Origin of the sequence: Streptococcus mitis, assembly GCF_047460035.1 — a bacterium.
GTDB lineage: Bacteria > Bacillota > Bacilli > Lactobacillales > Streptococcaceae > Streptococcus > Streptococcus mitis_DW.
On the sequence record NZ_JASHHB010000010.1, the window covers coordinates 41,534 to 66,738 of the forward strand.

The following is a 25,205-nucleotide window of genomic DNA, read 5'->3' on the forward strand; positions in this document are numbered from 1 at the left end:
AATTTTGTATGAAAAACAAGGAGAGAAATTTATGAAAGTAGAACTACAGATTAGTGAGACTTACGAGGAGGAAAAACTGATTGTCCAAGCACCTCAGCCGACAGATAAAGTCCAGAAAGTCATCGAGTTCGCAGAAAATCTTGACCAAAAAGAAACAATCAAAGGAAAGATTGATAATCAGGTCTATCTAGTTAAGATTGGTAAGATACAACGCTTCTATATCGAGAATCGGAAGGTTCTAGCAGAAACCGCGAGTCAGACCTACAGCATTGATTTGCGACTCTATCAGGTCCTTGAAATCTTGCCAAGCAATTTTATCCAAATTTCCCAATCAGAAATCATCAATATCGATTCCATCTCTCATCTCAAGCTCACCCCCAACGGCCTAGTAGAAATTTTCTTGAAAAACGAAAGCTTCACCTACTCTTCACGCCGTTATCTAAAAACCATCAAGGAGAAATTAGAACTATGAAAAAACAAATCTTCCACGACGCAGCTACTGGTGTTCTTATCGGCCTCATCCTCTCTATCATCTTTTCACTCATTTATGCACCAAGTACCTACGCCCCGTTAAGTCCCGACTCTCTCATCGGCCAAGTGATGGCTCAACATCAGGTTCACGGTGCCCTGGTCTTGCTCTACTGTACTCTTATCTGGGCAGCCATCGGTATGCTCTTCAACTTTGGCAACCGCTTATTCAGCCGTGACTGGAGCATGCTTCGTGCGACGCTTTCCCATTTCTTCCTCATGCTAGTAGGCTTTATCCCACTAGCAACTCTAGCAGGTTGGTTCCCCTTCCACTGGATCTTCTATCTCCAGCTCATTATCGAGTTTTCAATTGTCTACCTCATCATTTGGACTATTTCCTATAAAAGAGCATCAAAAAAAGTAGACCATATCAATCAACTCTTGGAGCATAGAAAGTGAGAGTGCTGATAAAACCACTTGGAATAATAAAAAAGTCAAGCCTAAGCTTAACTTTCCAACTCATACAAATCTGCGATAATAGCTGCGACATGTTTGATATCTCCCAGCATGCCTCGCATTTCAAAGTCAGCCAATACAGGGAAACCAAAACGTTGACTGTATTGCTTGGCTGTCAGGCAGTATTGGTTATTAAAGTTACGATTTCCTGAACCAACCACACCAAAACACTTACTAGCATTGTCACCATAAGCGATAAAATCCCCCACTGGTGTTGTCAAAATCTCGACATCTCCGTTATCAACGCCATTCCCACCTTCTAGGTAAGTCGGCAAAAAAGCAACATAGGGATGGTCCATTTCATAGAAATCTTGGCCTTCCTTGACCAAATCCTTGATATGAATCTTTTGAACTTCAATTCCCTCGTACTGGGACAAGAGATAGTCTTTCAAGCGCGTCACAAAACTTTCAGTATTGCCACTCAGACTAATATAAACTAAAGAAATTGTCTTCATATTTTCCTCCATGATTTTATTTTTAATCGAAAAAGAACTACCAAGATTGTATCTTGATAGTTCTTTTTTGTCAATACTTAAGCAAGTTCTTCTGTTTCTTCTTCTGCCAAGGCTTTCTGCTGACGCCACATCTTATAGAAGACAAGGGCTAGGAAGAGAATATTGATGACGATATAGAAAATGCTAACAGCTTTTGAACCAATACTCATTGTCAAACGCATGGTCTCATCTTGAAGCAACTGCACAGCGTCTTGCAAAGTCACATAGGTATAAATTGAACCAATAATAGCTAACAAAACATAGCCAACATAAGTATAGTTTGCATATTGCAAATTCTTACGAATAAGGAAGACAATCGCTACTACCACTAAAATAGCAGACAGCACAATCAAGGCAACATTAAAAATAGAATGAGATGCTTCTGCTACTCTATAGCTATAATTAATGCTATCTTCTACCTGCTGAGCACTGACCCCTGCAACTTGTTTTTGAGCAGCACGAAGGACTTCTTTGCTAGGTAAGGGCTTCAAAAGTTCAAACAGAGACGTAGCTGAAATAAGGGCAGACAAGATTAGCAAGACCCATAGATAAATCGGTTTCTTTTTCATGATAGAACCTCCTGATGTTATTATTGATATTATAGCACTTTTTGTAAAGGGATACAAATATTATAGTGTAGTTTCTACCTGTTTTCGGTAGGCTTTTGGCGATTTTCCGCACAATTTTCGGAACACTTTATAGAAATATCCAACATTACTGTAACCAACCGCATAACAAATATCTTCAATACTGTCACTAGTTGAAAGCAAAAGTTGTTGGGCAGCCTTAATGCGTTGTTTGTTTAAAAGCTCTGCGAAGGTCGAATTGGTTTCTCGCTTAATCAACTGTCCCAGATAGACAGGATTGATAAAAAGATCCTTACTGATATCCTTAAGGGAAAGTTCTTTCTGATAATCACGACCAATAACTTCTAGCACACTAACCACATTTTCATTCATTCGATATTGCCCAAAGAATCGAGTCAGAGTTTCCTTGATATAAGGAACCAATTCATCGAAGGATTGAATAGCATGAATCGTTTTGACAATATCCGTCAAATCATCAGCTTTGAGATGCTCAAATAAATGGAAGACATCCATGACAAACTGGATAAAAAGCTGTTTGGTAATCGGAACACGCGGCGTATTTTCAAGAACCACCTTCTCCAAAAGGTTCAACTCTTCCACGATTTGATTGAGATTTCCCTGAATGATAACCCTATAAATCGGTTCGTAATAGGCAAAGAGACTCTCAGACTGTTTTAGATTTACAGAACCGTAAAAGAGGGCTTTCTCAGCATTCAGCTTCCAGCGTTCAAAGTGTTCTTGATAAGGAGCTTCAAAGGGAGTAACGACTAAACCATCTAGGACTTGATCAGAAATAAAAATCTGCCAGTCTTGACCCAAGACATAGTAGGGAATGGTGAAGGAGCCTTGTTTTTCCTTAGCTAGGCCTATCCACCAATTCTCCTCACCTCCTAGATAACTAACAAATCCAGCCTCGTCTAAATCTTGACTGAGGGTCTGACTTTTCTTCCCTCTCTCGCCGAGCTGACCTGCAATCTTCTCCAGCAGATTTCCCAACTCTACCTTATCAACAGGTTTGACCAGATAGTCCACCACACTAAGGTTCATTGCTCTTTTGACATAATCAAACTCCTGATAACCTGAGAGCAGGATATAGGCAGCATCTGGTAAAATCTCTTTCATTTCCCGAATCATATCAAGCCCTGTTTTGTCGGGCATATTAACATCTGAAATGATGACATCAACAAGATTTTCCTGAACATATTCTAGGGCTTCATCGGCATGACTGGCTGTTGCGACGACCTCCATATCCCACTTATCAAAGGGAATCAAACGTTTCAGACCTTCTGTCACCATGTACTCATCATCTACTAATAATACTTTATACATTTTCTCCCTTTCTACTCATCTTGAATTGTAATACGATACTGAACACCTGCTTGCTCTGCAGACTCTATAGTAATAGCATAGCGATCCCCAAAATAGAGCACAAAACGCTCATGGACATTGACAATCCCGATAGACTGCTTTTGTTCACTGTAACTGGCTTGGTGTTCAAAATGTCTCTGACTTAACTTTTCTCGAATACTTGTCAGTTTTTCAGCCGACATACCACGGCCATTATCTACCACTAAAATTTCCACAAAACCATCCTGTTTAAGCGCCTTGATGCTAATCACATTATCTGTCCGTCTGTGGTCAACACCATGCGCGAAATAATTTTCTACTAGCGGTTGCAAAGTAAACTTGGGAATCTTCATATTCTCTAACTCTGGATCTATCTTGAAACCATAGGCAATGGACTTGGGATAGCGAACCATGCAGAGATAGCTGTATTTACGACAAAATTCTAATTCCTGTTTGAGAAGAGTCTCTCTTTCGTCGGAAATATTGTTACGCAAGAGACTACTGAATTCATAAATGATATCTGCTAACTCATCTTGACTTTGCATGACTGCGTACATGCGCAAGAACTCCAGCGTATTGTACATAAAATGAGGATTGATTTGAGCCTGCAAGGCCCGCATATTGGCATCTTTTTGACTAAGCTCTAACTGGTAAATATCATGGATATTCTTTTCCAAGCGATCCAACATATCATTGGTGGTCTCTGCGATTAAGAGCAATTCCTGATCCTTTTCAAGCGTATCGATGCGAAGACCTTCTTCCCCTTGGGCAATAGCTTGAATAGAATCCACCAAATCCACTACCTGCTTTTGGTAGTTCGCAAAGGTCTTCCTCAAAGTCAGATAGAGAATGACAATAAAGAGAAGGCTCAAACCCACAATCAAAGCAGAGCTGGCAACTGTTCCTTGTAAAACAAAGTTTTTAGGAACTGCCACCTGAACCTGATATCCATGAGAAGTCATACCAACAAACCAGTTCTCATGTTCCCTATTGACCCTCTCACCAATATGAAAAATCTCCGTATCAAATGGTGATGTCACAGTAACAGCCATCGGAATATGACCTCGGGTATTGTCAATGGCATGATATAAAACTTCTGGATCCAAGGAGATGTATATCACTCCTATAGATTGATCCGTTGCTGGATCCAGAACTGGAATTCCAAAACTATTGGCCTCTGGTTTAAAGGCCTCAGCTGGCAAGACATGACCACTTCTTTTATCCCTTGTTGAAACATAAACTTCTTTAAAATCCTGCAAGACGATTGCAACACCCGTTATAGAGTCATTTTGGACATAAAGATCATCAATGTTTTCATACAGAGAAATAGAAGTTGACGAAGCTGCTTGATGCTCCAACAGCCAATAAAAATACTCAGAAGTTGACAAGCTAAAGTACTTATAAACCCCTTGTATCCGGTCTTGATTGGCTACTAAATCTTGCGCCAGTTGGGCTGATTCTCTATAATAATACTCCACTTCATCAACTGTTCGAGTGGTTACACGTTGAGCTACTCTTTGAGCTTCCTTTTCCCGTGAATCCCAGTCAGCGTAAGAGAGTAAGATTGCAAAACTCGCAATAATAATCATCATCACTGAACTGTAGGTTCTCAGAAGCGTATGTAGCCAAAACTGCTTCATTCTATTTTGTCGCCAATTTTTCATGGATACTTTCATAGACCGGTTCCAACATATCACTGATAAAGAAATGCCACATCCCAATTCCTACAAAGAAAAGTAGGGCAGGCATATAGTAACCAATTGCCACAAGTAGCACTGTCCCAAGGAGAACCTTGGCCACAGCCGCTAAGCTCATAAAGATGCCAATCAAGGATAGTTTGAGGCTATTTCGATAGGACAAATCAAAATAAACTTGTAATTTCAAAGATACTGTATAAGCCAAAAAGATCAGGGCAACTACTAAGACATTCAAAAAGGTCGCAATCAAATGAATAATAGTCTGATGAGGCAATTGCACCAAGAGATACAGGCCATAGACCAAAACTAGATCCACCCCTAAAAAACTATAGAAAATCAGGTTGCTTGAGACGAAATTTTGCTTATAAAGAGACCACGCCTCCTTCAAACTGTATTCCCGAAAGCTATAACCATGTTCTGCATACAGGCTCATCAAGGTGGCACTAGCCGGCGCTAGACCAAGGATAATCCCTCCCACCAAGGTTAGTAGCCAAAAGAAGGCTGTCGCAATCATCCCTAAAAAGAAACGATTAAAGACAAAGTCTAAAAATCTACCCATGATATCCCCCTAAAAATAACTATGAAACTATTATATCATATTTCAAGCGTTTTCAAAAACTTCTAGTATCCATTTACAATCCCATCAAACCATGGTAAAATGAGAATTGTGAAAAAATTATCAGGAGACAATTCATGAAGAAATCTATCTTAACTACACTTCTTTTTGCAGTTCTTTACTTCCTCTGCATGGGGATTGGTGTCCTTTTGGGCAATCTATTTGACCAAACTGGAAACATGTTTTATGCGCCTGCCTTTACTGCCCTTGTCGGCGGTAGCATCTATATGATCCTAGTCGCAAAAGTTCCGCGTTTTGGAGCCATTACCACTATCGGCCTTGTCATTGCTCTCTTTTTCTTGGGAACTAAACACGGTGCCGGTGCCTTCCTTCCTGGAATTATCTGCGGTCTCCTAGCAGATGCAGTAGCTAACCTCGGAAAATACAAGGACCAAACTAAGAATTTCCTTTCTTTCATACTCTTTGCCTTTAGCTCAACTGGTCCAATCTTACTTATGTGGATTGCGCCCAAAACCTATATGGCAACCCTTCTAGCAAGAGGAAAATCACAAGAATATATCGACCGTATCATGGTTGCTCCAAACCCTGGAACCATCCTTCTATTTGTCGCAAGTGTTGTCATCGGAGCCCTAGTTGGTGCCTTAATTGGACAAACCTTGAGTAAAAAATTTGCACAGAAAATCTGATTACTAAAAAAGAGCCACACGGCTCTTTTTTATTTATGGCTCAATTTCTTGGTCAAGAAATCTCCCAAGAATTGGATTGCAAAGATAATCAAAATGATAATGATGGTTGCCAAGATGGTCACATCGTGATTGTAGCGGTTAAATCCATAAGCGATGGCTACGTTACCGATACCACCAGCTCCAACTGCCCCCGCCATAGCTGTTTCCCCAACAAGGGAAATCAAGGTCACAGTCGTCACACGGATCAAATCTGGAAGACCTTCTAGTAAGCCTGATTTTCCTAGGTTAAAATTTTTTAACCGAAAAACTTCTTTTTTCTAGTGATAAAATCAACCCTATCACACTCACTACCAAAAACACCCACCAACAAAGCCTGATATCTTGTAAAGCTAAGAAGGAAAATACAGACATCCCCAAGGGTAATGTTAGGGAAAAAATCATACTCAAGAGATTATTACTTCTAGCTAATACATCCGCACTCAAATTAGACAATAACAGAGTATCTAATTTAGGCATTGATTTCGACATCAAATACATGATAAAGGCTAAGCAAACAACACCTACTAGAGGAGAAAAATCTAAAATATTAGCAGTAGCAAGTAAGACAAACAGACTTGCATTGAGCAATAGCAAACTTGAAAACGACAATTTCCCAAAATAATCATGGGGAGTTAGGCTACCAAGAATAGCTCCTCCCAAGCTAACACATTCGATTAAAAATAGGGCCTGAGCATAGCTGAGATGGTAGATAGTATGGTCTAATAAGTAAAAGTGATAAATACCTCCAACAGCTCCTCCCAAAGTATTCATCACTAAAATGACAAGGATCATTTTAAACAATGATTTACTTTCTCTCTGCCTAAAGATATCATCCATGTCCGCATAGATTGCCTTAACTTGTTGAAGTAAACTAATCGACTCATTCTCTACCGTTACAGACAAATACGTCAATTCTCTTCTATTTTTGAACAAAATAAGAGAAGATAGTAAAAAGAAACCAGCATTCACAATCGCAACAAAAGAAAAATTTTGGTGGCTTGTTGTGAGTAACCACACTCCTAAGGCTTGACCTCCTAGATTTGATAAATAGGAGACAAACTGAGTAAAGGAATAAGCTTCATAGAGCTTATCTTCCGAAATATTATGCTGGATAATCGGCATACGAAGACCTGCTGTATAATCTGATAAAATATCCGAACAGATATTAACCATACAGATAAAAGCAAACGTTACGAAGTTCTGATCATGAATCACACTAGCAATCAAAAGAAATAGTAGACTTTGCACACAACCAACCCAGATAATTGTCCCTGCTTTATTCCGAGTATGATCAGCCTTAATCCCAACATAAAAAGTAAATAGGAAAGGTAAAATCGTAATCATATTCGCCATAAATACAGCTATATTTTTAAAGGGTAGACTCGCAGCATAAACGATAAATACCAGATTATAAATATAAGCTCCACTTGAGCTCAAAAACCTTGATAAGGTAAGTATCCTAAATAAATGATGTTTTAAGAATAGTTTCATAATAGGCCTTTCTCACATTTCAAAGAGTATTCTATTGAAATCAGTCTAACAAAAAAAGCGGGAGTCCCCACTTTTTTGTAATATATTTTTTCTGAAAATAGGAACTCTAGCTCCTAGATACTAGAATTATCAATCCATCCACAAGGCTATTATTTTTCATCGGTCGATGTAATGAGAATATATTACAAATCTTTATTTGAGAACTGACTTGCAAAATAGTTTTCATAGTATCTTGCACCATCTACATACTCTAAATCTTGTAAGATTGTAATGCCCCTCCGGATTTTTTCAAGACCCTTATTTTCTACTTTAAAAATAGTATCATAATATCCTTTAGCAATCATATAAATGATTTTAAGATAAGCTTGAGATTCTGGTAAATCTCGTTTTTCAATCTGAAAGATAAAATAATCTGCTTTTAATTTATCCTTTTCCTCTATCGCTTTAAAGAGTCCATTAATCAAAATGGTATCGATACCAACTTTATTACTAGGCAAAGAACCTAATAAATCCGTCTTTTGTAACATCTCCCTAGAATATTTAAAATAGAGGGGCAGAGGAAACAAAGGAGAAATCGTTGAAAATAGTTTCAATTCATAATTTCCCCAGATATCAATAGTAAAAAAATAGTCATAGAGAAAAGTTAGTTCTTCATCCGTTGCTCTTATTTCTGAATCAAAAAATACAAGAAGGCTCTTGATACGAATCATTTGTAAGAGATAGCTTTTTTCACCACTTGATCTATACTTTTGAGTCTTCTGTTCATACAAGGAGTGGAGAGAATCAATCCCTTCTCTGTCATATAGATCCCAGAGATTTTCTTGAAAAGCCAAAACCTTTTTCTGAGAAAAACCACGTACCAAGTACATAAATTCATTCAAATCAGAGTGGATGTTATCTAAAGCAGTAATCAATTTCATAGAGGATAAGTCTGCTTCTCCACGCTCAAATTTGCTCAGCATGGAATAAGTAAACTCTCCTCCCGTCGCCTCCTGTAGAGATACATTCCGACTCTTTCTCAATTCTTTAAAAACTTCTCCCAGATTTTGCATATTGACTCCCCACAATTCTTAACTCTCTTACTCATAAAAGCGACGATTGATAGCAACCAGTACAGAAAATTTCAAGTCTTGACTATAACGACAACTCCTATGAATGATGTACAGATTGCCTAGATCTTTTTATTTATGGCTCAATTTTTTGGTCAAGAAGTCTCCCAAGAATTGGATTGCAAAGATAATCAAAATGATAATGATGGTTGCCAAGATAGTCACATCGTGATTATAGCGGTTAAATCCATAAGCGATGGCTACGTTACCAATACCACCAGCTCCAACCGCACCGGCCATAGCGGTTTCCCCAACAAGTGAAATCAAGGTCACAGTCGTCACACGAATCAAATCCGGCAGACCTTCTGATAGGTAAACACCCACGATATCCCAGAAGGTCGCTCCGCTCGCTTGAGCCGCCTCAATGACACCACCATCTAGCTCAGCCAAGACAACCTGCACCTGACGGGCAAAGAAGGCAAAGACCGCAAAAGATAGGGGTACAATAGCCGCATTTGGCCCGATACTTGTTCCTACGATTAGATGAGAGAAGGGTGACAAGACTGCCAAGAGGATGATGAAAGGAACCGCACGGAAAATAGAGGTAATCTTGTCTAAAATCCAGAAGACAACCTTATTTTCCAAGACACCACCTGGCGCTGTCAAGACAAGGAAAAGACCGGCTACCAGTCCCAAGAACCCTCCGATGATGAAGGAAAGAACTGTCATATAAAGGGTTAAGTAGATGGCTGTTCCCCAGCCTGCCTGACCAGCCCAGCCCATTTTATAAACATTTGGTAAATAGGTTTGAATCAATGATTCCATCTTACTGTCCTCCCTTCAATACTTTTAGTTGTACGCCTGCTTGACGAATGGCTTCTTGGGCACCTGCTAGCGCTGCTTTTTCACCAGACAGTACCACAACCAATTCTCCAACAGGAGTTCCATCGAGGATTTCGATATTTCCATAGAGGATATTAGCCGTTACTTGGTAATGCTTGTACAATTCATTCAAAAGTGGCTCGTCTGTTGAAGCACCTGCATACTTGAGTTGCACTAAAAGACTGTTTTCAGACAGATGTTGCACGATTTCTTGCTTCTCGATTTTGACCATGGCTTCGTCAATACCTGTAGCTGTTGAGATAAAGTCTTGAGTCAAAGGTTGTTTAGGGTCTGAGAAGATTTCAAGAACACTACCCTCCTCAATCAAATGTCCATCCTGCATAACTGCCACACGGTTGGCAATGTCTTTGACAATCTGCATTTCATGCGTAATCAAGACAACAGTCAAGCCTAATTTTTGGTTCAAATCTTGCAACAAGGCCAAAATCTGCTTGGTTGTCTTAGGGTCAAGGGCAGAAGTTGACTCATCTGAAATCAAGATTTTTGGATCATTTGCCAAGGCACGCGCAATGGCCACACGCTGTTTTTGCCCTCCAGATAGCTGTGAAGGATAATTTTCAGCACGGTCTGCCAAGCCAACCAAGTCCAACAACTTAGCTACTTTAGCCTTCTTTTCTTCCTTGCTAAGTCCAGAGTGTTTGAGTGCAAAGGCTACATTCTCCTCTGCTGTCTTTTGGCTCATCAGGTTAAAGTGCTGGAAAATCATTCCAATATCTTGACGTTTACGACGCAACTGCTCTGCCGTCAAAGTCACCTTACCATCAAAAATCACATCGTCGTCAATGGTGATTTTACCTGCAGATGGTTTTTGCAAAAGGTTAATCACCCGTACAAGGGTTGATTTCCCTGCTCCAGAATATCCAACAATTCCGTAAATATCCCCTTCTTGGATGTGAATGGTCACATCCTTGACCGCTGTGATGGTTCTCTTCTTTTGATGAAAAGTCACATCGATCTGATCTAACTTGATAATATCTCTACTCATAGCTTCTAATCAGCTCCTCTACTAATTCAATATGGGTGTAGTAATCGGCGATTCGCACATTTTCATCTCCACCGTGGTCTCGGCTATTGGCATTTCCTAGACCAAAGGCCACCATTGGCACCTCTAGGGCATCAAAGACCATATGCATAGGCCCTGTCCCCGCTGTCGTCGGCAAGACTGAAACGCCCTGTGGATAGAATTTCTTAGCCAACTCGATCACATTGAGAATGGCTGGTGCGCTCATATCGCTTCGATAGCTCATCTCTCCCAAGGTATAGTATAATTCTACCTTATCAAAGCCATTTTTGTCTAGCTGTTTCCGAATTTTTTCCAGAACATCATGCGGTTCTAGGCCAGGAACCAAACGAACTTCTAACTTAGCACTAGCTTCTGCAGGCAAAATCGTTTTGACTCCTTGTCCTTGATAACCTGACTGAATCCCTTCGATATTAAGAGCTGGCTCGAAAAAGAAACGTTTTAGAAAGGCTGCGCGGTCCTCTTGTAAAAGAGGCAATTCCAAGCCATAAATCTGGCTGATTTCCCCTGGATTTCGTTGAGCATAGGTATCCACCAAGGCCAATTCTCGCTCATTTGGTTCTTGAACTTCTTCGTACAAACCTTCAACCAAGATACGGCCATCTGCTGCACGAAGAGACTGTAAGGCTTGAAGGAGGTACCAGGGAGCTGATTCCACAACCCCACCATAACTAGAGTGGATATCCACATCAGCGCTTTTTACCTTGGCATCAAAGGTCACAATCCCTTTATTTCCACCAGAAATTTCTAGCTGTTCCAAGGCATTTTTGGTCCCTTGTTCCCAGACCAACAAATCTGCTCCACGGAGTTTATCCGCATGTTTTTCCAGATACTTATCTAGGTCTGTCGAAGCCGATTCCTCCGCTCCCTCCATGATAAAACTGATATTGACAGGCAGGTCATCATGGTGTTGCATGTATTTTCTCAAAGCACTCAAACGAGCTGTGATATGACCCTTGTCGTCATCAACCCCACGCCCATACATGAAGCCATTGCGGACCGAAAGCGTAAAGGGATCCTCTGTCCACACCTGATCCCCGTCCGCTGGCACAGTGTCATAGTGGTTATAGAAAATCAGGGTCTTGGCATCTGGACGCGAACTCTTGAAATGTGCCATGACAAAAGGCGCCGTATAAGTCTCATCAATCTCCACTTCAGCCCCAACACGCTTAAAAATCTCACCCAGATAGTTGGCAACTTCTTTGAGACCCACCTGTTGGGCAAAGACCGACTTCTTAGAAATCAAGGTACGCAAAACCTCAAAATAATGCTGGGCCACATGATCCTTTTCAAATTTTTCAATCTGTTCTTGTTCACTAGGAAAAACCATATTCTCTCTACCTTTCTATGAACCTATAGTCTTCTTTACAATCCCTGCTCTATACAAAAGCAAGAGGTGGAATTTTCTCTCCCACCTCCCTGTTTCTTATTACCAAACTGGTTGATCCAAACCGTCTGATGTTTCTTCGATAACTTTTTTCACTTCATCTGTGTGGTAAGCTGCGATTACTTTCTTGATAGCATCAGCCTTAGGTGATGTTTCCCAATCTTTTTTCGCAACGATAATGTTGTACCATTGTTTTGAGTTTTCATCAGCTTGTTCTTTGAAAAGTGCTTTCTTGTAGTCCAATTTTGCTTCTGTAACGAAGGTATTGTTTACAACGGCAGCGTCAACTGATGACAATGAACGAGCTGTTTGGCTAGCGTCCAATTCAGTGATTTTCAAGTTCTTTGGATTTTCTTTAATGTTGGCCACTGTTGCAAGAGCAGTTCCTGAAACGTCCAATTTAATCAAGCCAGCTGATTGAAGCAAGTAAAGCGCACGGCTTTCGTTTGTAGCATCGTTCGGTACAGCGATTTCTCCGTTTGCTGGGATATCTTCTACTTTAGTGTACTTGTTGTCACTTCCATTCAAACCTGAGTAAAGGCGGATTGGAGAGATATAAGTATCTGCAATCGCTACAAGGTCTTTCCCGTTTTCCTTGTTCCAGTTGTTCAAGAAGTTGTAGTGTTGGAAGGCGTTCAAATCTACTTCGCCATCAGCAGTTGCCTTGTTTGGTTGTGAGTAGTCTGTGAACTCTGTAAATTCCAAAGTAATACCGTCTTTTTTAACCAATTCTTGGATTTTGTCCCAACGTTTTTCTTCAGAACCGCTACGGTTAACAGTTGCGATTTTGATAGTTGTTGCATTGTCTGCTTTCTTTTCTGAGTTTCCGCAAGCTGCAAGAGCCAAACCTGCGACTGTAGCAAGGGCTGCTACACCAAGCCATTTTTTAATTTTCATGATTCTTTCTCCTTAAAAATAATACCGTACTAGTATCTCACAATTTATTTGATTTCACAAATTGTTATTAGATAGTCAGATATATAGTTTAAAACTATATCCTTAAAAACTGAGAAATCATCCACCTTATTCAGAATGGATGATTTCAAGAAATTATTTAATATCAGCTTCTGCTGGTAGGTAAGTGTCTCCGAAGAATTGTTTAGACAATTTTTCAAGAGTTCCGTCTTTGTAGAGTTCTTGGATACGTTTGTCTACAAATGTTTTCAACTCATCTTGACCTTTAGCAAGAAGTGGGTAAACATAAGGTTGTTGGTCGCTTGGAAGTTCGATCACTTTCAAGTTGTCCAAACCTTGGTCCTTGATGACTGTTTCAACACCGATTTTATCAAAAATCTTGTAGTCAAACTGGCCATCGCTCAAGCGTCCCATGATTTGTTGGAAGTCCGCTTTAGTATACTTTAGGACAGTTGGATTATCTGAATGTTGTTTGTTGTAGTCTTCTAGCTGTTTAGCAGAAGTTGTCCCTTGAACAACTTCTGTTGATTTTCCACCGATATCATCAAGCGATTTGATGCTAGGGTCATCTTTTTTCACTACAAGAACGTTAGGGTTTTTAGCAGTTGGAGCTGCATAAAGGTATTTTTCAGCACGTTCTTTCGTGTAGCTGATGTTGCTAACAGCCATATTGTAACGGTCGGCATCAAGTCCTGCAAAGACTCCTGACCACTCTGTCTTCTCAAACTTGACATCATACTTGTCAGAGTCTTTAAAGATAGCGCGAACCACTTCAATTTCGTAACCAGTCAATTCGCCATTTTCTTCATAGTTGAATGGTTTTGGTGTAGCATTAGTTGCAACGATAATTTCTTTCTTGCTAGCTGCTTCTCCTTCTTTCTTAGCACCACCTGAGCAAGCTGCTAGTACACCTGCAGCAACAAGCCCTAGAGCAGCAAGAGATGAGTATTTAACGATTTTTTTCATTTCATTTCCTCCAAAATAGAATACCTTATAATCTTAACAGAAAAAAAACATTTACGCCATTATATGATATCTATCTCTGTGATAGGTTTTCTTTATGGCTGATTTATACTCAATGAAAATCAAAGAGCAAACTAGGAAGCTAGCCGCAAGCTGTACTTGAGTACGGTAAGGCGACGCTGACGTGGTTTGAATTTGATTTTCGAAGAGTATTAAAAGACCAAACGCAAGAGTGCAATTAAGATCACTCCAAAGAGAACTGTTCCGACTAGATTGCGGTAACGAAAGGCCACCCAAGCTGTTGGAAATACGGCTAAGAAGTCCAGCCATTTGATTTGAGGAAAACTCCCAACCTTACCTGTCACTACGCTTGACAGAATCAAGGCAAAGATAATAGAAACGGGCAAGAACTTCAAAAAGCGCTCAACGATCGCAGGCAAACCCTTATACTTGACCAAGATGAAGGGAATCATACGGGGAATCCAGGTCACCAAGCCAGAGAAAATAACTGCTAATAAAAGATACTTACTGACCATCTAATACCACCCCCATTGTACAACCAAGTAGCGTCGCAAACAGAACAGCTAGTGACTGAGACACCACTGTCAAGAGCAAAAAGAAGGACACCGCAACAACTGCTAGGATAATGAGCAGATTGCGGACAGGAATCCGTCTTTGCATAATCTGAAATTGCGAAGCAAAAATACCAATAAACATCCCAACCAGGGCAAAATCCAAGCCAAAGATTTCTGGATTTGGCAGCAGACCACCCAGAGCCGTTCCGACTACTGTTCCCACAAACCAAGCCACATAGCTGTTAAGATTATTTCCGTGCATCCACATCGGATGGACCTTGTCTGCATGGGCTAACTCGCCCATCAAAACGCCATAGGTCTCATCCGTCAAGAGACTAGACATACCGATATTTTGCCAGAGACTGGTATGACGGAAATAGGTTGACGCATGCAAACTCAACAAAAAGAGACGCAAATTAATCAAAAAGACCGTCATAGCAATAGCTGCCACAGGTGCTTGAACCGCAATCAGTGCCAACATGGCAAACTGGGCGCTCCCAGCATAAACAAAGAGGCTCATCAAGCCCATCTCAACAGGTGTCACATAGGGCGCACCAATAATCCCACAGGCCAAGCCAATACTGACATAACCAAGGGCCGTTGGCATGGCCGCCTGCGCCCCCTCCCAAAATCCTTTTTCTTTCATCTTTCTCCTCATATTGTCTTAATAATACTCAATGAAAATCAAAGAGCAAACTAGAAAGCTGGCCACAGGTTGCTCAAAACATTGTTTTGAGGTTGCAGATAGAAGCTGACGCAGTTTGAAGAGATTTTCGAAGAGTATAAGTAGGCTGAAAAGGCTCCAGCCATAGCATGGACTATTATAACACATTCAGGAAAGAGAAAAAAGTCTGCTGATTGTAATCAGACAGACTCCATTTTATTCTTATTTAATCTTGAAGAATTGAACAATTGCCACAATACCTTGATAAATAAAGACAAAGGCAATGGTGTAACTAATATAGAGACCGGTCATCAATGGGTGTCCCATCATGATTAAACCTGCTACGATTCCTAAAATCCCCATCCAAACTAGAGGGGTACCTACCGATTTATCCGTCTTACGAACCTTGAAACCAACGATAGTTTTTGTAATACCATTTGTCAAGGCCCATAAAGAAATGATAAATGGTACAAATGTTACCATTTCAATAAAGCTACCTGAGAACAAGGTAAGAGCGAGGATGAGGGTAACAATTCCTCCAAATAAATTCCAGCCATGCTTTTCTTCTGATTTGAAGTATTGTACAATCTCAGAAATCCCTTGAACTGCAAATACAAGTGCAAACCAGAAAGTCATGGAAGCCAAGCTAATAAGAGGATGTGCAAACATATTAAAACCTACAAAAACTGCAAAAATACCCGCAATTAGTAACAACCATTTCCAAATTTTCGACATTATTTTTCTCCTTTTTTAGAGGAATCTTCCTCTAGTATTCCATAAATCATCATATCCAAAACCTGTGATAATTGATGTTCATATCCTGAAACCAAGTCAGGCAAACTGCTATCTGACGAAACAGTTAAATAATAGGAACGAAACATATCCTGAATCAATCGCAGATAGTCCATAGCTCGTTTCTCATCAATATGCTCTTTCAGTTTGGATTCTGATATAAGTTTTTGACAAACTTGTTCATTCAAGTCCAAAAAGATAGCTTTCTGTGGTGCAATGTCTGCTTCCAATTCTTCTGGTGTCGCAATCATTGCCTCAAAGAAAATGTGGCTATGTTCTGGGTATTGCTGATAAAATTGGTGACGTCTTTCCATATAATCAGCTAAGGAGGGCACTTGACCTTCCACCCCCAGAAACACTGCCAAAGCTTTCTCAAAACTCTCCTGAAAACAAGTTAGATAGAGGTCTGATTTCCCTGAAAAATTATGATACAAAACTCCTTTGGAAATACCATCCACTTTACAAAGTTCATTGATGACAAAACCTTGATAGCCTTTTGTAGCAAATTCAAACAAAGCAGCGGTAATGATTTTCTCTCTTCGTAGTCTTGTTTTTTCTTCTTTTCTCATGTATTTATCTCTACATTTTTTAATTATAAACCGATTGGTCTGAAATGTCAAGCAACTTTCTCAAAAATTTAACAGTCTGCTGATTGTAGCCATCATAAACAGACTGGAATCCAGTCTCAAACATATAATATACACATTCTTCGCTAAATGTTTTCACGGATATTCAAGAGTATGATAAAGGCAGCTAGAAGAAATAGCAATAAAACAAAGCTAACTGCCAGAGTTCCAAAGCTAGTAGCAATGGTTACCAAAGCTATTGTAAATAAGCTAGGTAAAACAACTGTAATGGCACCGATAGAGGATTGAACTGCTCCCATTGACTCCTCAGGTATTTGTTTAAAAATGAGTTCCTGTAATCGAGGAGAGAGGATACCTGCGAAAAAGGCATCCAAGGCACTAAAGATAAGAATCCAGTCAAAACGAACTGCCACAAAGCCAACTAAAAGGAGTAATTGGATAATAAGCGAGGCATATAGGGCTAGTTTTATGGAGATTGTATTCTTCAGATAGCCACTCACAAGGCTTCCGACAATAAGGGCTGACAATTCAAGGGTGGATAACAAGGCAAGAGATTGACCTGTTTGTAAATTCAAAAAGGGCTGATTCCTCAAAAACAGAGTAGAAACAGGAACTGTAACATTTATCACTGCTTGACTAATAGAGATAATAAACAAAACCAAGAGCACCTTATTCATATTCCATATCAATTTTGATGATTGGAGCAGATGCTGGCAAAAGGATTTTACAGAGAGTCCTTCTTGATAGCTAATCGTTTTTTCTACTTTCAAGAGGTCTGTTTTTATGAAAAGAATACCTAAAAATGCGATTAAAAAGGTCAGAGCATTCAGTAAGGAAATAGACTGGATAGATAGAATACCTAGTAAGACTCCTCCTAGAATATTACTGATTGTTTTCACTAAACTAACAGTTGACTGTTTAAATCCAATAGCTTCTGCCAGATGGTCTTGCCCAATAATTCTAATGAAAATCGGAGTGAGCATGGCGCCTGAAAAATAACTCAATGTGTCAGATAAGAGGTTAATCAGACAAATAAATGCTACTAATAACAAGGAAAAGGACTGCCCTGAAAGTGATAAAGAAACGATAGAGTAAAGCAAAAATTTTGCAAAACTAATCATTGTATATTTTAGGACACGATGATGTTGAAAATCCGCCAAAACTCCCAGAAAGATTTGCAGAACTTGAGGAAGGGTTTCTGAAATCGTGATCAGTAAAATCGCCAAAGGGGCAAAAGATGCATCTGCCACATAATTCAAAAAGGCCAGATAAAAAATCGTATCCCCAACCGTTGAAATCCACTGGTTGATGGTTAATTGCCTAAAATTTCTATTTTGAAGAAATACTTTCATCACAACTCCTTTTAAAGTTCCAGTGTATAGAAAACAAGACTTGGTTTAATATTGAACTCCAAGCCTTGCTCATATTCAGATTCATCCATTATATGATGTTCATGCCGTATTTTATAATAAATCATATCTTAAAAATACCAGACCACACTATTCCCTGCTTGTATTTAGCTTCTTTCTTTTGGACAAATTTTGCTAAATCCAACAACTCTGTCGGCGGTTCACCTTTAAAGCTCAACAATTCTTTAGAGACGGCAAAAGAAAGACGTACAGCTAACAAATCTTCATTAGTACTAGAGAACTGTTTTGCTGTTTCCAGCAATTGCTTCCTAAATTCTTCCGTCAAGCTAATTTCTTTATTATTGTATAGGGAATGAATTAACATTTGTAACTGACTTTGTTTTTCCATCGTTTACCTCATTTTATCTAGGACGCCAAGTTTCACTTTTAGTCCAGCCATTTACAGTATGCTCATAATTAAACATATACTGTACGAATTCCCATCTATAAACCACTTCTGCGACTTAGGATCTGCTTGAAGTGCTTTACAAGGATAGTATAACACGAAAATTAGCTTATTTTAGAAAATCGCATATTTGATATTTTTTCTTATAGAAATTTCAGATTTGCAATTGTTGACTACTCAATAAGTTCTTTGTATTGCTTCAAACGCAATTCGAAGAGGGCTAGCAATTGTGGATTTTCTAATACTTGCAGAGATTGGATAAATCTTTCAATCTCTTTTTGATTGCTTCCTTTGGTTTGAAGGAAAATCTTCATTTTCTTTAAAAACTGCCACAATACTTTTTCAAAAACATCGTATGGACGAAGCATGCTCTCTAGCTCAGCTTCAAAAATTGGGATATAAGAGAAAAGTTTACGCTCCATGAGTTCTGATATAATATTCAGAAATCCACTTTTCATATACAATCGATTATGTACCAACTCTTTAAATTCCCTAGATTTCTCAATTAAAGCGGTCGATAAAAATATCAAATCTTGATTGCTCAAGAAGGGCATGGTATTGCAAAAGAGATAGAGTTCAAACCAGGTCCAAGACTCAATAGCATAGAGATAGATAGTCAAAAACTCGCTATCTTCTTTTACTAATGGATAGTTCTTATTTAAGGAATGGAGTGCGTTTTTAATTACAATGGCATTCAAACGACGATAGGTCTCTGCCATCTGTTCTTGCTCGACTTCCTCCAACAGTTGCTCTAAACCAGCTATATCTTGGTGGGCAAAGCGATCCACAACCTTTCTACCAATTCGCATATGTGGAGATTCTTGATAGTTGTTGAGCTTGTGCCCAAACTCATCAAAGGTCACATTTATACCTTGGATAGCTAGAATCAACTTATCTGCAGACAGCATAGACTGCCCTAGTTCGAACTTGGATAGCTGAGAAGCTGTTAGTCCAGCACAAGCCACATCTGACTGCTTGAGCTTTCTAGCCAAACGTAATTCCTTGTAAAATTCCCCCAATTCCATTCTCCCAATCATCTGACCACCTCCTATTCTTTATATATTATATCATTATTTACATTTATTTGTCAAAATATTCTGACATTTCGGCAAGTAAAAAAGTCAGCCTTAAGCTGACTCTTTATTCCATAGTATCAAAAGCGAGACTTGGTTTGGCATTGAGGTCCAAGTTTGCAAAATTTTCTTTGTTCCACTCGCTGACGCTGGCATAGGCAATCATTCCTGCATTGTCTCCACAAAGACGCAGTGGTGGGATGATGACCTTGACATCTGTGATTTCGGCCGCTAGGCGTTCTCTGAGACCTTTATTGGCTGCCACGCCACCTGCCACAACCAGGGTTTTAACAGGGTATTTTCCCAAGGCCTTCTTGGTTTTTGCCATAAGAATATCCAAGACAGCTGCTTGAAAGGAAGCACACAAATCCTCTGTGGACAAGCTTTCTCCCTTTTGCTCGGCATTGTGGTGAAGATTGATAAAGGCCGATTTCAAACCTGAGAATGAAAACTCCAGATTATCTTCCTTAATCATGGCACGAGGGAAATCATAAATATCCTGTCCCTGATGAGCTAGCTCGTCAATCTCACGACCAGCAGGATAGGTCAAACCCATGACACGGCCAACCTTATCATAGGCCTCACCAACCGCGTCATCTCGCGTTTCCCCAACAATCTTGTAGTCACCAGCCTCCGAAACATAAACCAACTCTGTGTGCCCACCGCTAACCAAGAGGGCTAGCAAGGGAAACTCCAAAGGCTCCACACTCTGAGCGGCCATGAGGTGGCCAGCCATGTGGTTAACGGGAATCAGCGGAAGCCCATGTGCCCAAGCAAAAGCCTTGGCAGCTGACAAACCAACTAGTAAGGCTCCGACCAAGCCCGGTCCATAGGTAACCGCCACAGCTGTTACGTCCTCTTCGGTAATTCCTGCTTCTGCTAGAGCCTCCTCGATACAGGCTGTAATGACCTCGACATGGTGACGACTAGCTACTTCTGGCACTACGCCCCCAAAACGTTTGTGGCTCTCGATTTGACTAGCAATGACATTGGACAAGAGCTGGTCGTCTTTTTTTAAGACAGCGACACTGGTCTCATCACAGGATGTCTCAAATGCTAAAATATATCTATCCTTCATCTATTTCTCTCTTCATGATGATGGCGTCCTCGACTGGGTCATGGTAGTAGGCCTTTCGCTCAGCGATGACTGCCATCTTTTCTTTCTTGTAAAATGCTTGCGCTCTTTGATTTGACTTTCTAACTTCGAGAAAAATCTCCTTGTCTGTCGGCAATTGAGCAAACAAGGTCGAGGCAATCCCCTGACCCTGATAGGCTCCTTTAACAGCGATTTGCAGGACTTCTGCCTCAAAGATATTTTCCTGCACAGCTAGAAAGCCAATCACTTCTGCCCCATCATAAGCCAGAGCATACCAAGTCTGGTCTTGGGACAGGTCTGCTTGGATTTGTTCCAGAGTCCAAGGACTGACTGGGTAAACAGTTACCATGACAGCGTAGATGGCTTGAGCCAAGTCAGGCTGTTGTTGGATTCGTTTGATTTCTATCATAGGCGTTTAATGTAAGACTCGCCAGACTCGGTGTGATTCTTGAGCCAGTTTTCCTCAGCCTCAACACGTTTGAGGTAGTTCGGCACAAAATCATGCAAGGAGTCTGCTTCCTTGTCCCAAGCCAAAAGAGCAAGATTAGCTGCATTTGGCAGGGTTTCTTTGTAATTAGTCCTTGGCAAGTGTTCTTGAATCTGCTCCACAAAGGGGGCAACTTCTCCGACAAAGGTAACCTGACTAGCCCCCTTGATTAACTCAATCACTCGCTCAAAGGGTAAGTGCGCTTCTGGCATGACAGGTTTGGCATTTTCATAAAATCCTGCATAAACGTTGTTGCGACGAGCATCCATCAAAGGGACGAACAAACCTTCTTGTTGGTAGGGCACCAGAGCCAAGAGGCTCGACATACCAACTAACTCAATGTTCAGAGTATGAGCCAGCGTCTTAGCAGTGGCTACCGCAATTCGCAAACCTGTGTAGCTACCTGGCCCTTCCGCCACCACGATTCGGTCCAAATCCTTGGGCGTCCAATCCAAACTTGCCATCAAAAAATCAATGGCTGGCATGAGGGTAATACTGTGATTTTTCTTGATATTAATCGTCGTCTCGGCAAGAACCTGCTTGTCCTCTAAAATAGCGAGAGAAAGAGCCTTGCTGGACGTATCAAAAGCTAATACTTTCATAACACATTCCTATCTTTTTGTCTGCTTACTATTATACTACAAAAGCTGGCACATGGGAATTTTCTTTGCCCCCAAACAAAAATGCCTATACTTAGCTAAAAAATAATTTAAAAAATGCTCACTTTTCCTTTTCTTTTCCGAATATAAAAGTGAACAAGAAAAAAGGAGGAAAGTTCAATGACAAATTTTGACGTTCTTGACAATCAATTTTTATCCTTATCTGAAAATGAATTATCAGATATTGATGGCGGTCTCGCTCCCTTGGTTATCTTTGGAGTAGCAGTATCTTGGAAAGCTATTGCAGGTGGAACAGCACTTATAGGTTCTGGTTTGGCAGCTGGTTATTTTTTAGGAGGAGATTAATATGATGAAAGATTTGAACAACTATTGTGAAATTTCTAATAAGGAATTGCAAGAAATAAAGGGTGGTTTTGGTGTAGGTGTTGGTATCGCTTTATTTATGGCAGGTTATACCATTGGAAAAGACCTTCGTAAAAAGTTTGGTAAGTCATGCTAGATAAAAAACACATTTTTAGAAGGATAAATTTTATTATCTTTATCTCTTATAGTTTGCTCAGCATTCTCAATGATTTAAACATTACTACTATCCCTTTACCAATCGATTTATCTGTTTGTATTGTTTTGTTTTTAGTCTTCAACTCTATTTTTGAGCAGAAGAATCATTAATATAAAGCTAATAAGCTCTGAAAATTCCATTGTCATGTCATTTTAGAAAAATGCAAAGACCACCTCATCTTGATAGATGGGGTGGAATTTTCTTTGCCCCCAAACAAAAATGCCCCAGCATAAGCAGGGCATCTAAGCATTTAATCCAAAATAAAATACAAACCAAACGACATAAGTTACGAGGAGGAGAAAAAGCGAGTAGAGAGTCACAAAGGTAATCTTCCACAAGAACTTGGTTTGTCGTCGTTCCAGTTTGGCAAATAGAAGATTCCCCGCATAAACGCAAGCAACAAAAACAATAAAAGCTACCAAACGAGCTCCGATAGCAAAAGCAAATAAGTTATACACGGGGCAACCTCCTTGACTTAAAATCTATATGGAATTATGACAAACAATAAAACTCATTTCCATTTTCAAAATAACATATTTTCTTTATTTTTGCAAACGATTACCAAAAAAATCGTCCTGTGACTTTCTCGTTTCCGTCTTTTACTAATTTTTCATTTTGTGGTATAATTGAAATAATTGTAACGAATCAAGGTCAATCTAGACACAAAATGGAATGAAATCAAGCAAATCTCTGCTAAAAGTTTGGAATAAGCTGACCTGTAAAATAGAAAGGAACTATATGATTTACAAAGTTTTTTATCAAGAAACAAAAGAACGTAGCCCACGTCGCGAAACAACACGCGCACTTTACCTAGACATCGATGCCAGCTCAGAACTTGAGGGCCGTATCGCTGCTCGCCAACTTGTCGAAGAAAATCGCCCAGAGTACAATATCGAGTATATCGAACTCTTGTCTGACAAATTGCTAGATTACGAAAAAGAAACTGGCGCCTTCGAAATTACGGAGTTCTAATATGGCCTACACTCTTAAACCTGAAGAAGTCGGCGTTTTTGCCATCGGTGGTCTGGGAGAAATCGGGAAAAACACATACGGAATTGAATACCAAGACGAGATTATCATCGTCGATGCTGGGATTAAATTCCCAGAAGATGACTTGCTTGGTATCGACTATGTTATCCCTGACTACTCTTACATAGTCGACAATATCGACCGCGTCAAGGCTGTTTTGATTACCCACGGACACGAGGACCACATCGGTGGGATTCCTTTCCTACTCAAGCAAGCAAATGTCCCTATCTATGCTGGACCGCTTGCCTTGGCTTTGATCCGTGGAAAACTCGAAGAACACGGCCTCTTGCGCAACGCCAAACTTTACGAAATCAACCACAATACTGAGTTGACCTTTAAAAATCTCAGGGCAACTTTCTTTAGAACGACTCACTCTATTCCAGAACCTTTGGGGATTGTCATTCATACTCCTCAAGGGAAAATTGTCTGTACGGGTGACTTCAAGTTTGACTTAACACCAGTTGGTGAACCAGCAGATTTGCACCGTATGGCAGCTCTTGGTGAAGACGGTGTACTCTGTCTCCTGTCTGACTCGACAAATGCAGAAATTCCAACCTTTACCAACTCTGAAAAAGTCGTTGGCCAGTCCATCATGAAGATTATCCAAGGCATAGAGGGACGTATCATCTTTGCATCCTTTGCCTCAAATATCTTCCGTCTCCAACAAGCAACAGAAGCCGCTGTTAAGACTGGACGCAAGATTGCGGTCTTTGGTCGTTCTATGGAAAAGGCCATTGTCAACGGAATCGACCTTGGCTACATCAAAGCTCCTAAGGGAACCTTTATCGAGCCAAATGAAATAAAAGACTACCCTGCAGGCGAGGTTCTCATCCTCTGTACAGGTAGTCAGGGCGAGCCAATGGCAGCCCTCTCTCGTATCGCCAACGGAACCCACCGTCAGGTACAACTCCAACCCGGTGATACGGTTATCTTCTCTTCTAGCCCAATCCCTGGAAACACTACTAGCGTCAACAAGCTGATTAACATCATTTCAGAAGCTGGTGTCGAAGTTATCCACGGTAAGGTTAACAATATCCATACATCTGGACACGGTGGTCAGCAAGAGCAAAAACTCATGCTTCGCTTGATTAAACCAAAATACTTCATGCCTGTCCACGGTGAATACCGCATGCAAAAAGTCCACGCTGGACTAGCGGTGGATACTGGTGTTGAGAAAGACAATATCTTTATCATGAGCAATGGCGATGTACTTGCCCTTACTGCAGATTCTGCTCGTATCGCAGGTCATTTCAACGCCCAAGACATCTATGTCGATGGAAATCGTATCGGTGAAATCGGCGCTGCTGTCCTCAAAGACCGTCGTGATTTATCTGAAGACGGTGTCGTTCTGGCAGTCGCAACTGTTGACTTCAAATCGCAGATGATTCTGTCTGGACCAGATATCCTCAGTCGAGGCTTTGTCTACATGAGAGAGTCTGGTGACCTGATTCGCCAAAGCCAGCGTATCCTCTTCAATGCAATTCGTATCGCACTGAAAAACAAGGACGCTAGCGTGCAATCTGTCAATGGTGCCATTGTCAACGCAATTCGCCCCTTCCTTTATGAAAATACAGAACGTGAACCGATCATCATCCCTATGATCCTCACACCAGATGAAGAATAAAGCAAGAAAACAGCCCCGATTTTTCGGAGCTGTTTTTCTCTATGCTTTCTTTTGAGATTAAAACTCAATAAAAATCGAAATCAGACTAGAAAGCTAGGCGAAAGCATAACTTGAGTTAGCTCCCATAGTTCGGGGAACTATGGG

General features: G+C 40.3%; 30 protein-coding genes and 1 pseudogene. 7 read left to right on the plus strand and 24 right to left on the minus strand.

The window, feature by feature from the left end; all coding sequences use genetic code 11:
- Nucleotides 1–31 precede the first annotated feature (31 nt).
- Nucleotides 32–472 carry a LytTR family DNA-binding domain-containing protein gene (locus QM956_RS08915; protein ID WP_125443295.1) on the plus strand — a complete coding sequence of 147 codons (441 nt, stop codon included), beginning with the start codon at nucleotides 32–34 and terminating at the stop codon, nucleotides 470–472.
- Nucleotides 469–927, plus strand: a complete 459-nt coding sequence (locus QM956_RS08920; protein ID WP_125443294.1) for a DUF3021 domain-containing protein — start codon at nucleotides 469–471, stop codon at nucleotides 925–927. The genes QM956_RS08915 and QM956_RS08920 overlap by 4 nt, the downstream gene beginning before the upstream one ends.
- Nucleotides 928–974: 47 nt before the next feature.
- On the opposite strand, the gene nrdI is transcribed toward QM956_RS08920, so the two are convergent.
- The 5 genes from nrdI to QM956_RS08945 all read right to left on the minus strand — a co-directional run bounded on the left by nrdI (nucleotide 975) and on the right by QM956_RS08945 (nucleotide 5,668).
- Nucleotides 975–1,439 carry a class Ib ribonucleoside-diphosphate reductase assembly flavoprotein NrdI gene (gene nrdI, locus QM956_RS08925; RefSeq protein WP_125443293.1) on the minus strand — a complete coding sequence of 155 codons (465 nt, stop codon included), beginning with the start codon at nucleotides 1,437–1,439 and terminating at the stop codon, nucleotides 975–977.
- A gap of 77 nt (nucleotides 1,440–1,516) precedes the next feature.
- A complete protein-coding gene (locus QM956_RS08930) occupies nucleotides 1,517–2,047 on the minus strand; it encodes an ABC transporter permease (protein WP_049515522.1) in 531 nt (176 codons plus the stop codon).
- A gap of 60 nt (nucleotides 2,048–2,107) precedes the next feature.
- Complete coding sequence (locus QM956_RS08935; protein ID WP_045612384.1) at nucleotides 2,108–3,394, minus strand: response regulator transcription factor; 1,287 nt, start codon at nucleotides 3,392–3,394, stop codon at nucleotides 2,108–2,110.
- An 11-nt stretch (nucleotides 3,395–3,405) separates the two neighbouring features.
- Nucleotides 3,406–5,076, minus strand: a complete 1,671-nt coding sequence (locus QM956_RS08940) for a sensor histidine kinase (protein ID WP_345773272.1) — start codon at nucleotides 5,074–5,076, stop codon at nucleotides 3,406–3,408.
- On the minus strand, nucleotides 5,054–5,668 hold the full coding sequence (locus QM956_RS08945; RefSeq protein ID WP_045605177.1) for a YesL family protein: 615 nt from the start codon (nucleotides 5,666–5,668) through the stop codon (nucleotides 5,054–5,056). The genes QM956_RS08940 and QM956_RS08945 overlap by 23 nt, the downstream gene beginning before the upstream one ends.
- Nucleotides 5,669–5,802: 134 nt before the next feature.
- Between QM956_RS08945 and QM956_RS08950 the strand changes: the two genes are divergently transcribed.
- Nucleotides 5,803–6,372 carry an MptD family putative ECF transporter S component gene (locus QM956_RS08950; protein WP_247927989.1) on the plus strand — a complete coding sequence of 190 codons (570 nt, stop codon included), beginning with the start codon at nucleotides 5,803–5,805 and terminating at the stop codon, nucleotides 6,370–6,372.
- 29 nt (nucleotides 6,373–6,401) lie between these two features.
- Here the strand turns inward: QM956_RS08950 and QM956_RS08955 are convergent.
- The 18 genes and pseudogenes from QM956_RS08955 to tsaB form a co-directional block, all read right to left on the minus strand.
- Nucleotides 6,402–6,641 (minus strand): annotated as a pseudogene (locus QM956_RS08955) (ABC transporter permease); the annotation flags it as partial.
- A gap of 16 nt (nucleotides 6,642–6,657) precedes the next feature.
- Entirely contained in the window at nucleotides 6,658–7,902 is a 1,245-nt protein-coding gene (locus QM956_RS08960; RefSeq protein ID WP_247927990.1) for an MFS transporter, read from the minus strand.
- A gap of 182 nt (nucleotides 7,903–8,084) precedes the next feature.
- Nucleotides 8,085–8,954, minus strand: coding sequence for a helix-turn-helix domain-containing protein (locus tag QM956_RS08965; RefSeq protein ID WP_247927991.1), 870 nt, complete (start codon nucleotides 8,952–8,954; stop codon nucleotides 8,085–8,087).
- A 129-nt stretch (nucleotides 8,955–9,083) separates the two neighbouring features.
- The gene (locus tag QM956_RS08970) at nucleotides 9,084–9,776 is read right to left on the minus strand and encodes a methionine ABC transporter permease (protein WP_000444647.1); all 693 of its coding nucleotides are present in this window, start codon (nucleotides 9,774–9,776) and stop codon (nucleotides 9,084–9,086) included.
- Nucleotide 9,777: 1 nt separating this feature from the next.
- A complete protein-coding gene (locus tag QM956_RS08975; RefSeq protein WP_033680837.1) occupies nucleotides 9,778–10,839 on the minus strand; it encodes a methionine ABC transporter ATP-binding protein in 1,062 nt (353 codons plus the stop codon).
- Complete coding sequence (locus QM956_RS08980; RefSeq protein WP_153208768.1) at nucleotides 10,832–12,205, minus strand: M20 family metallopeptidase; 1,374 nt, start codon at nucleotides 12,203–12,205, stop codon at nucleotides 10,832–10,834. The genes QM956_RS08975 and QM956_RS08980 overlap by 8 nt, the downstream gene beginning before the upstream one ends.
- 99 nt (nucleotides 12,206–12,304) lie before the next feature.
- Nucleotides 12,305–13,159: a MetQ/NlpA family ABC transporter substrate-binding protein gene (locus tag QM956_RS08985; RefSeq protein ID WP_042751775.1), complete on the minus strand. Its 855-nt coding sequence runs from the start codon at nucleotides 13,157–13,159 to the stop codon at nucleotides 12,305–12,307.
- 153 nt (nucleotides 13,160–13,312) lie between these two features.
- A complete protein-coding gene (locus tag QM956_RS08990) occupies nucleotides 13,313–14,143 on the minus strand; it encodes an amino acid ABC transporter substrate-binding protein (protein ID WP_004254995.1) in 831 nt (276 codons plus the stop codon).
- A gap of 209 nt (nucleotides 14,144–14,352) precedes the next feature.
- Nucleotides 14,353–14,676: an AzlD domain-containing protein gene (locus tag QM956_RS08995; protein ID WP_414302445.1), complete on the minus strand. Its 324-nt coding sequence runs from the start codon at nucleotides 14,674–14,676 to the stop codon at nucleotides 14,353–14,355.
- Nucleotides 14,666–15,361: an AzlC family ABC transporter permease gene (locus tag QM956_RS09000; protein ID WP_084865160.1), complete on the minus strand. Its 696-nt coding sequence runs from the start codon at nucleotides 15,359–15,361 to the stop codon at nucleotides 14,666–14,668. The genes QM956_RS08995 and QM956_RS09000 overlap by 11 nt, the downstream gene beginning before the upstream one ends.
- A 240-nt stretch (nucleotides 15,362–15,601) precedes the next feature.
- Nucleotides 15,602–16,114 (minus strand): HdeD family acid-resistance protein, encoded by a 513-nt coding sequence (locus tag QM956_RS09005; RefSeq protein ID WP_000036821.1) that lies wholly within the window; start codon nucleotides 16,112–16,114, stop codon nucleotides 15,602–15,604.
- Nucleotides 16,114–16,740, minus strand: a complete 627-nt coding sequence (locus tag QM956_RS09010) for a TetR/AcrR family transcriptional regulator (RefSeq protein WP_001224323.1) — start codon at nucleotides 16,738–16,740, stop codon at nucleotides 16,114–16,116. Before QM956_RS09010 ends, QM956_RS09005 begins: the two co-directional genes overlap by 1 nt.
- Before the next feature lie 143 nt (nucleotides 16,741–16,883).
- Nucleotides 16,884–18,110: an MFS transporter gene (locus tag QM956_RS09015; RefSeq protein ID WP_004254988.1), complete on the minus strand. Its 1,227-nt coding sequence runs from the start codon at nucleotides 18,108–18,110 to the stop codon at nucleotides 16,884–16,886.
- 121 nt (nucleotides 18,111–18,231) lie between these two features.
- Nucleotides 18,232–18,516, minus strand: coding sequence for a bacteriocin immunity protein (locus QM956_RS09020; RefSeq protein ID WP_004254985.1), 285 nt, complete (start codon nucleotides 18,514–18,516; stop codon nucleotides 18,232–18,234).
- A gap of 230 nt (nucleotides 18,517–18,746) precedes the next feature.
- Entirely contained in the window at nucleotides 18,747–19,610 is an 864-nt protein-coding gene (locus QM956_RS09025; protein WP_004254984.1) for an Rgg/GadR/MutR family transcriptional regulator, read from the minus strand.
- Between the two features lie 103 nt (nucleotides 19,611–19,713).
- Nucleotides 19,714–20,724 carry a tRNA (adenosine(37)-N6)-threonylcarbamoyltransferase complex transferase subunit TsaD gene (gene tsaD / locus QM956_RS09030; RefSeq protein WP_000655020.1) on the minus strand — a complete coding sequence of 337 codons (1,011 nt, stop codon included), beginning with the start codon at nucleotides 20,722–20,724 and terminating at the stop codon, nucleotides 19,714–19,716.
- Nucleotides 20,714–21,151 carry a ribosomal protein S18-alanine N-acetyltransferase gene (rimI, locus tag QM956_RS09035; protein WP_000569837.1) on the minus strand — a complete coding sequence of 146 codons (438 nt, stop codon included), beginning with the start codon at nucleotides 21,149–21,151 and terminating at the stop codon, nucleotides 20,714–20,716. The genes tsaD and rimI overlap by 11 nt, the downstream gene beginning before the upstream one ends.
- On the minus strand, nucleotides 21,148–21,831 hold the full coding sequence (gene tsaB / locus QM956_RS09040; protein WP_049500720.1) for a tRNA (adenosine(37)-N6)-threonylcarbamoyltransferase complex dimerization subunit type 1 TsaB: 684 nt from the start codon (nucleotides 21,829–21,831) through the stop codon (nucleotides 21,148–21,150). The genes rimI and tsaB overlap by 4 nt, the downstream gene beginning before the upstream one ends.
- 177 nt (nucleotides 21,832–22,008) lie before the next feature.
- On the opposite strand from tsaB, the gene cibA reads away from it, so the two are divergent.
- Both cibA and cibB read left to right on the plus strand, forming a co-directional pair.
- On the plus strand, nucleotides 22,009–22,194 hold the full coding sequence (cibA, locus tag QM956_RS09045) for a fratricide two-peptide bacteriocin subunit CibA (protein WP_000180841.1): 186 nt from the start codon (nucleotides 22,009–22,011) through the stop codon (nucleotides 22,192–22,194).
- A 1-nt stretch (nucleotide 22,195) separates the two neighbouring features.
- On the plus strand, nucleotides 22,196–22,348 hold the full coding sequence (cibB, locus tag QM956_RS09050) for a fratricide two-peptide bacteriocin subunit CibB (RefSeq protein WP_000974044.1): 153 nt from the start codon (nucleotides 22,196–22,198) through the stop codon (nucleotides 22,346–22,348).
- Between the two features lie 302 nt (nucleotides 22,349–22,650).
- Here the strand turns inward: cibB and QM956_RS09055 are convergent, their stop codons facing one another.
- Nucleotides 22,651–22,866 (minus strand): hypothetical protein, encoded by a 216-nt coding sequence (locus QM956_RS09055; RefSeq protein ID WP_000282478.1) that lies wholly within the window; start codon nucleotides 22,864–22,866, stop codon nucleotides 22,651–22,653.
- A gap of 280 nt (nucleotides 22,867–23,146) precedes the next feature.
- On the opposite strand from QM956_RS09055, the gene QM956_RS09060 reads away from it, so the two are divergent.
- Complete coding sequence (locus tag QM956_RS09060; RefSeq protein ID WP_000639572.1) at nucleotides 23,147–23,380, plus strand: DNA-dependent RNA polymerase subunit epsilon; 234 nt, start codon at nucleotides 23,147–23,149, stop codon at nucleotides 23,378–23,380.
- Nucleotide 23,381: 1 nt separating this feature from the next.
- Nucleotides 23,382–25,061 (plus strand): ribonuclease J1, encoded by a 1,680-nt coding sequence (gene rnjA, locus QM956_RS09065; RefSeq protein ID WP_414302446.1) that lies wholly within the window; start codon nucleotides 23,382–23,384, stop codon nucleotides 25,059–25,061.
- Nucleotides 25,062–25,205: the final 144 nt, after the last annotated feature.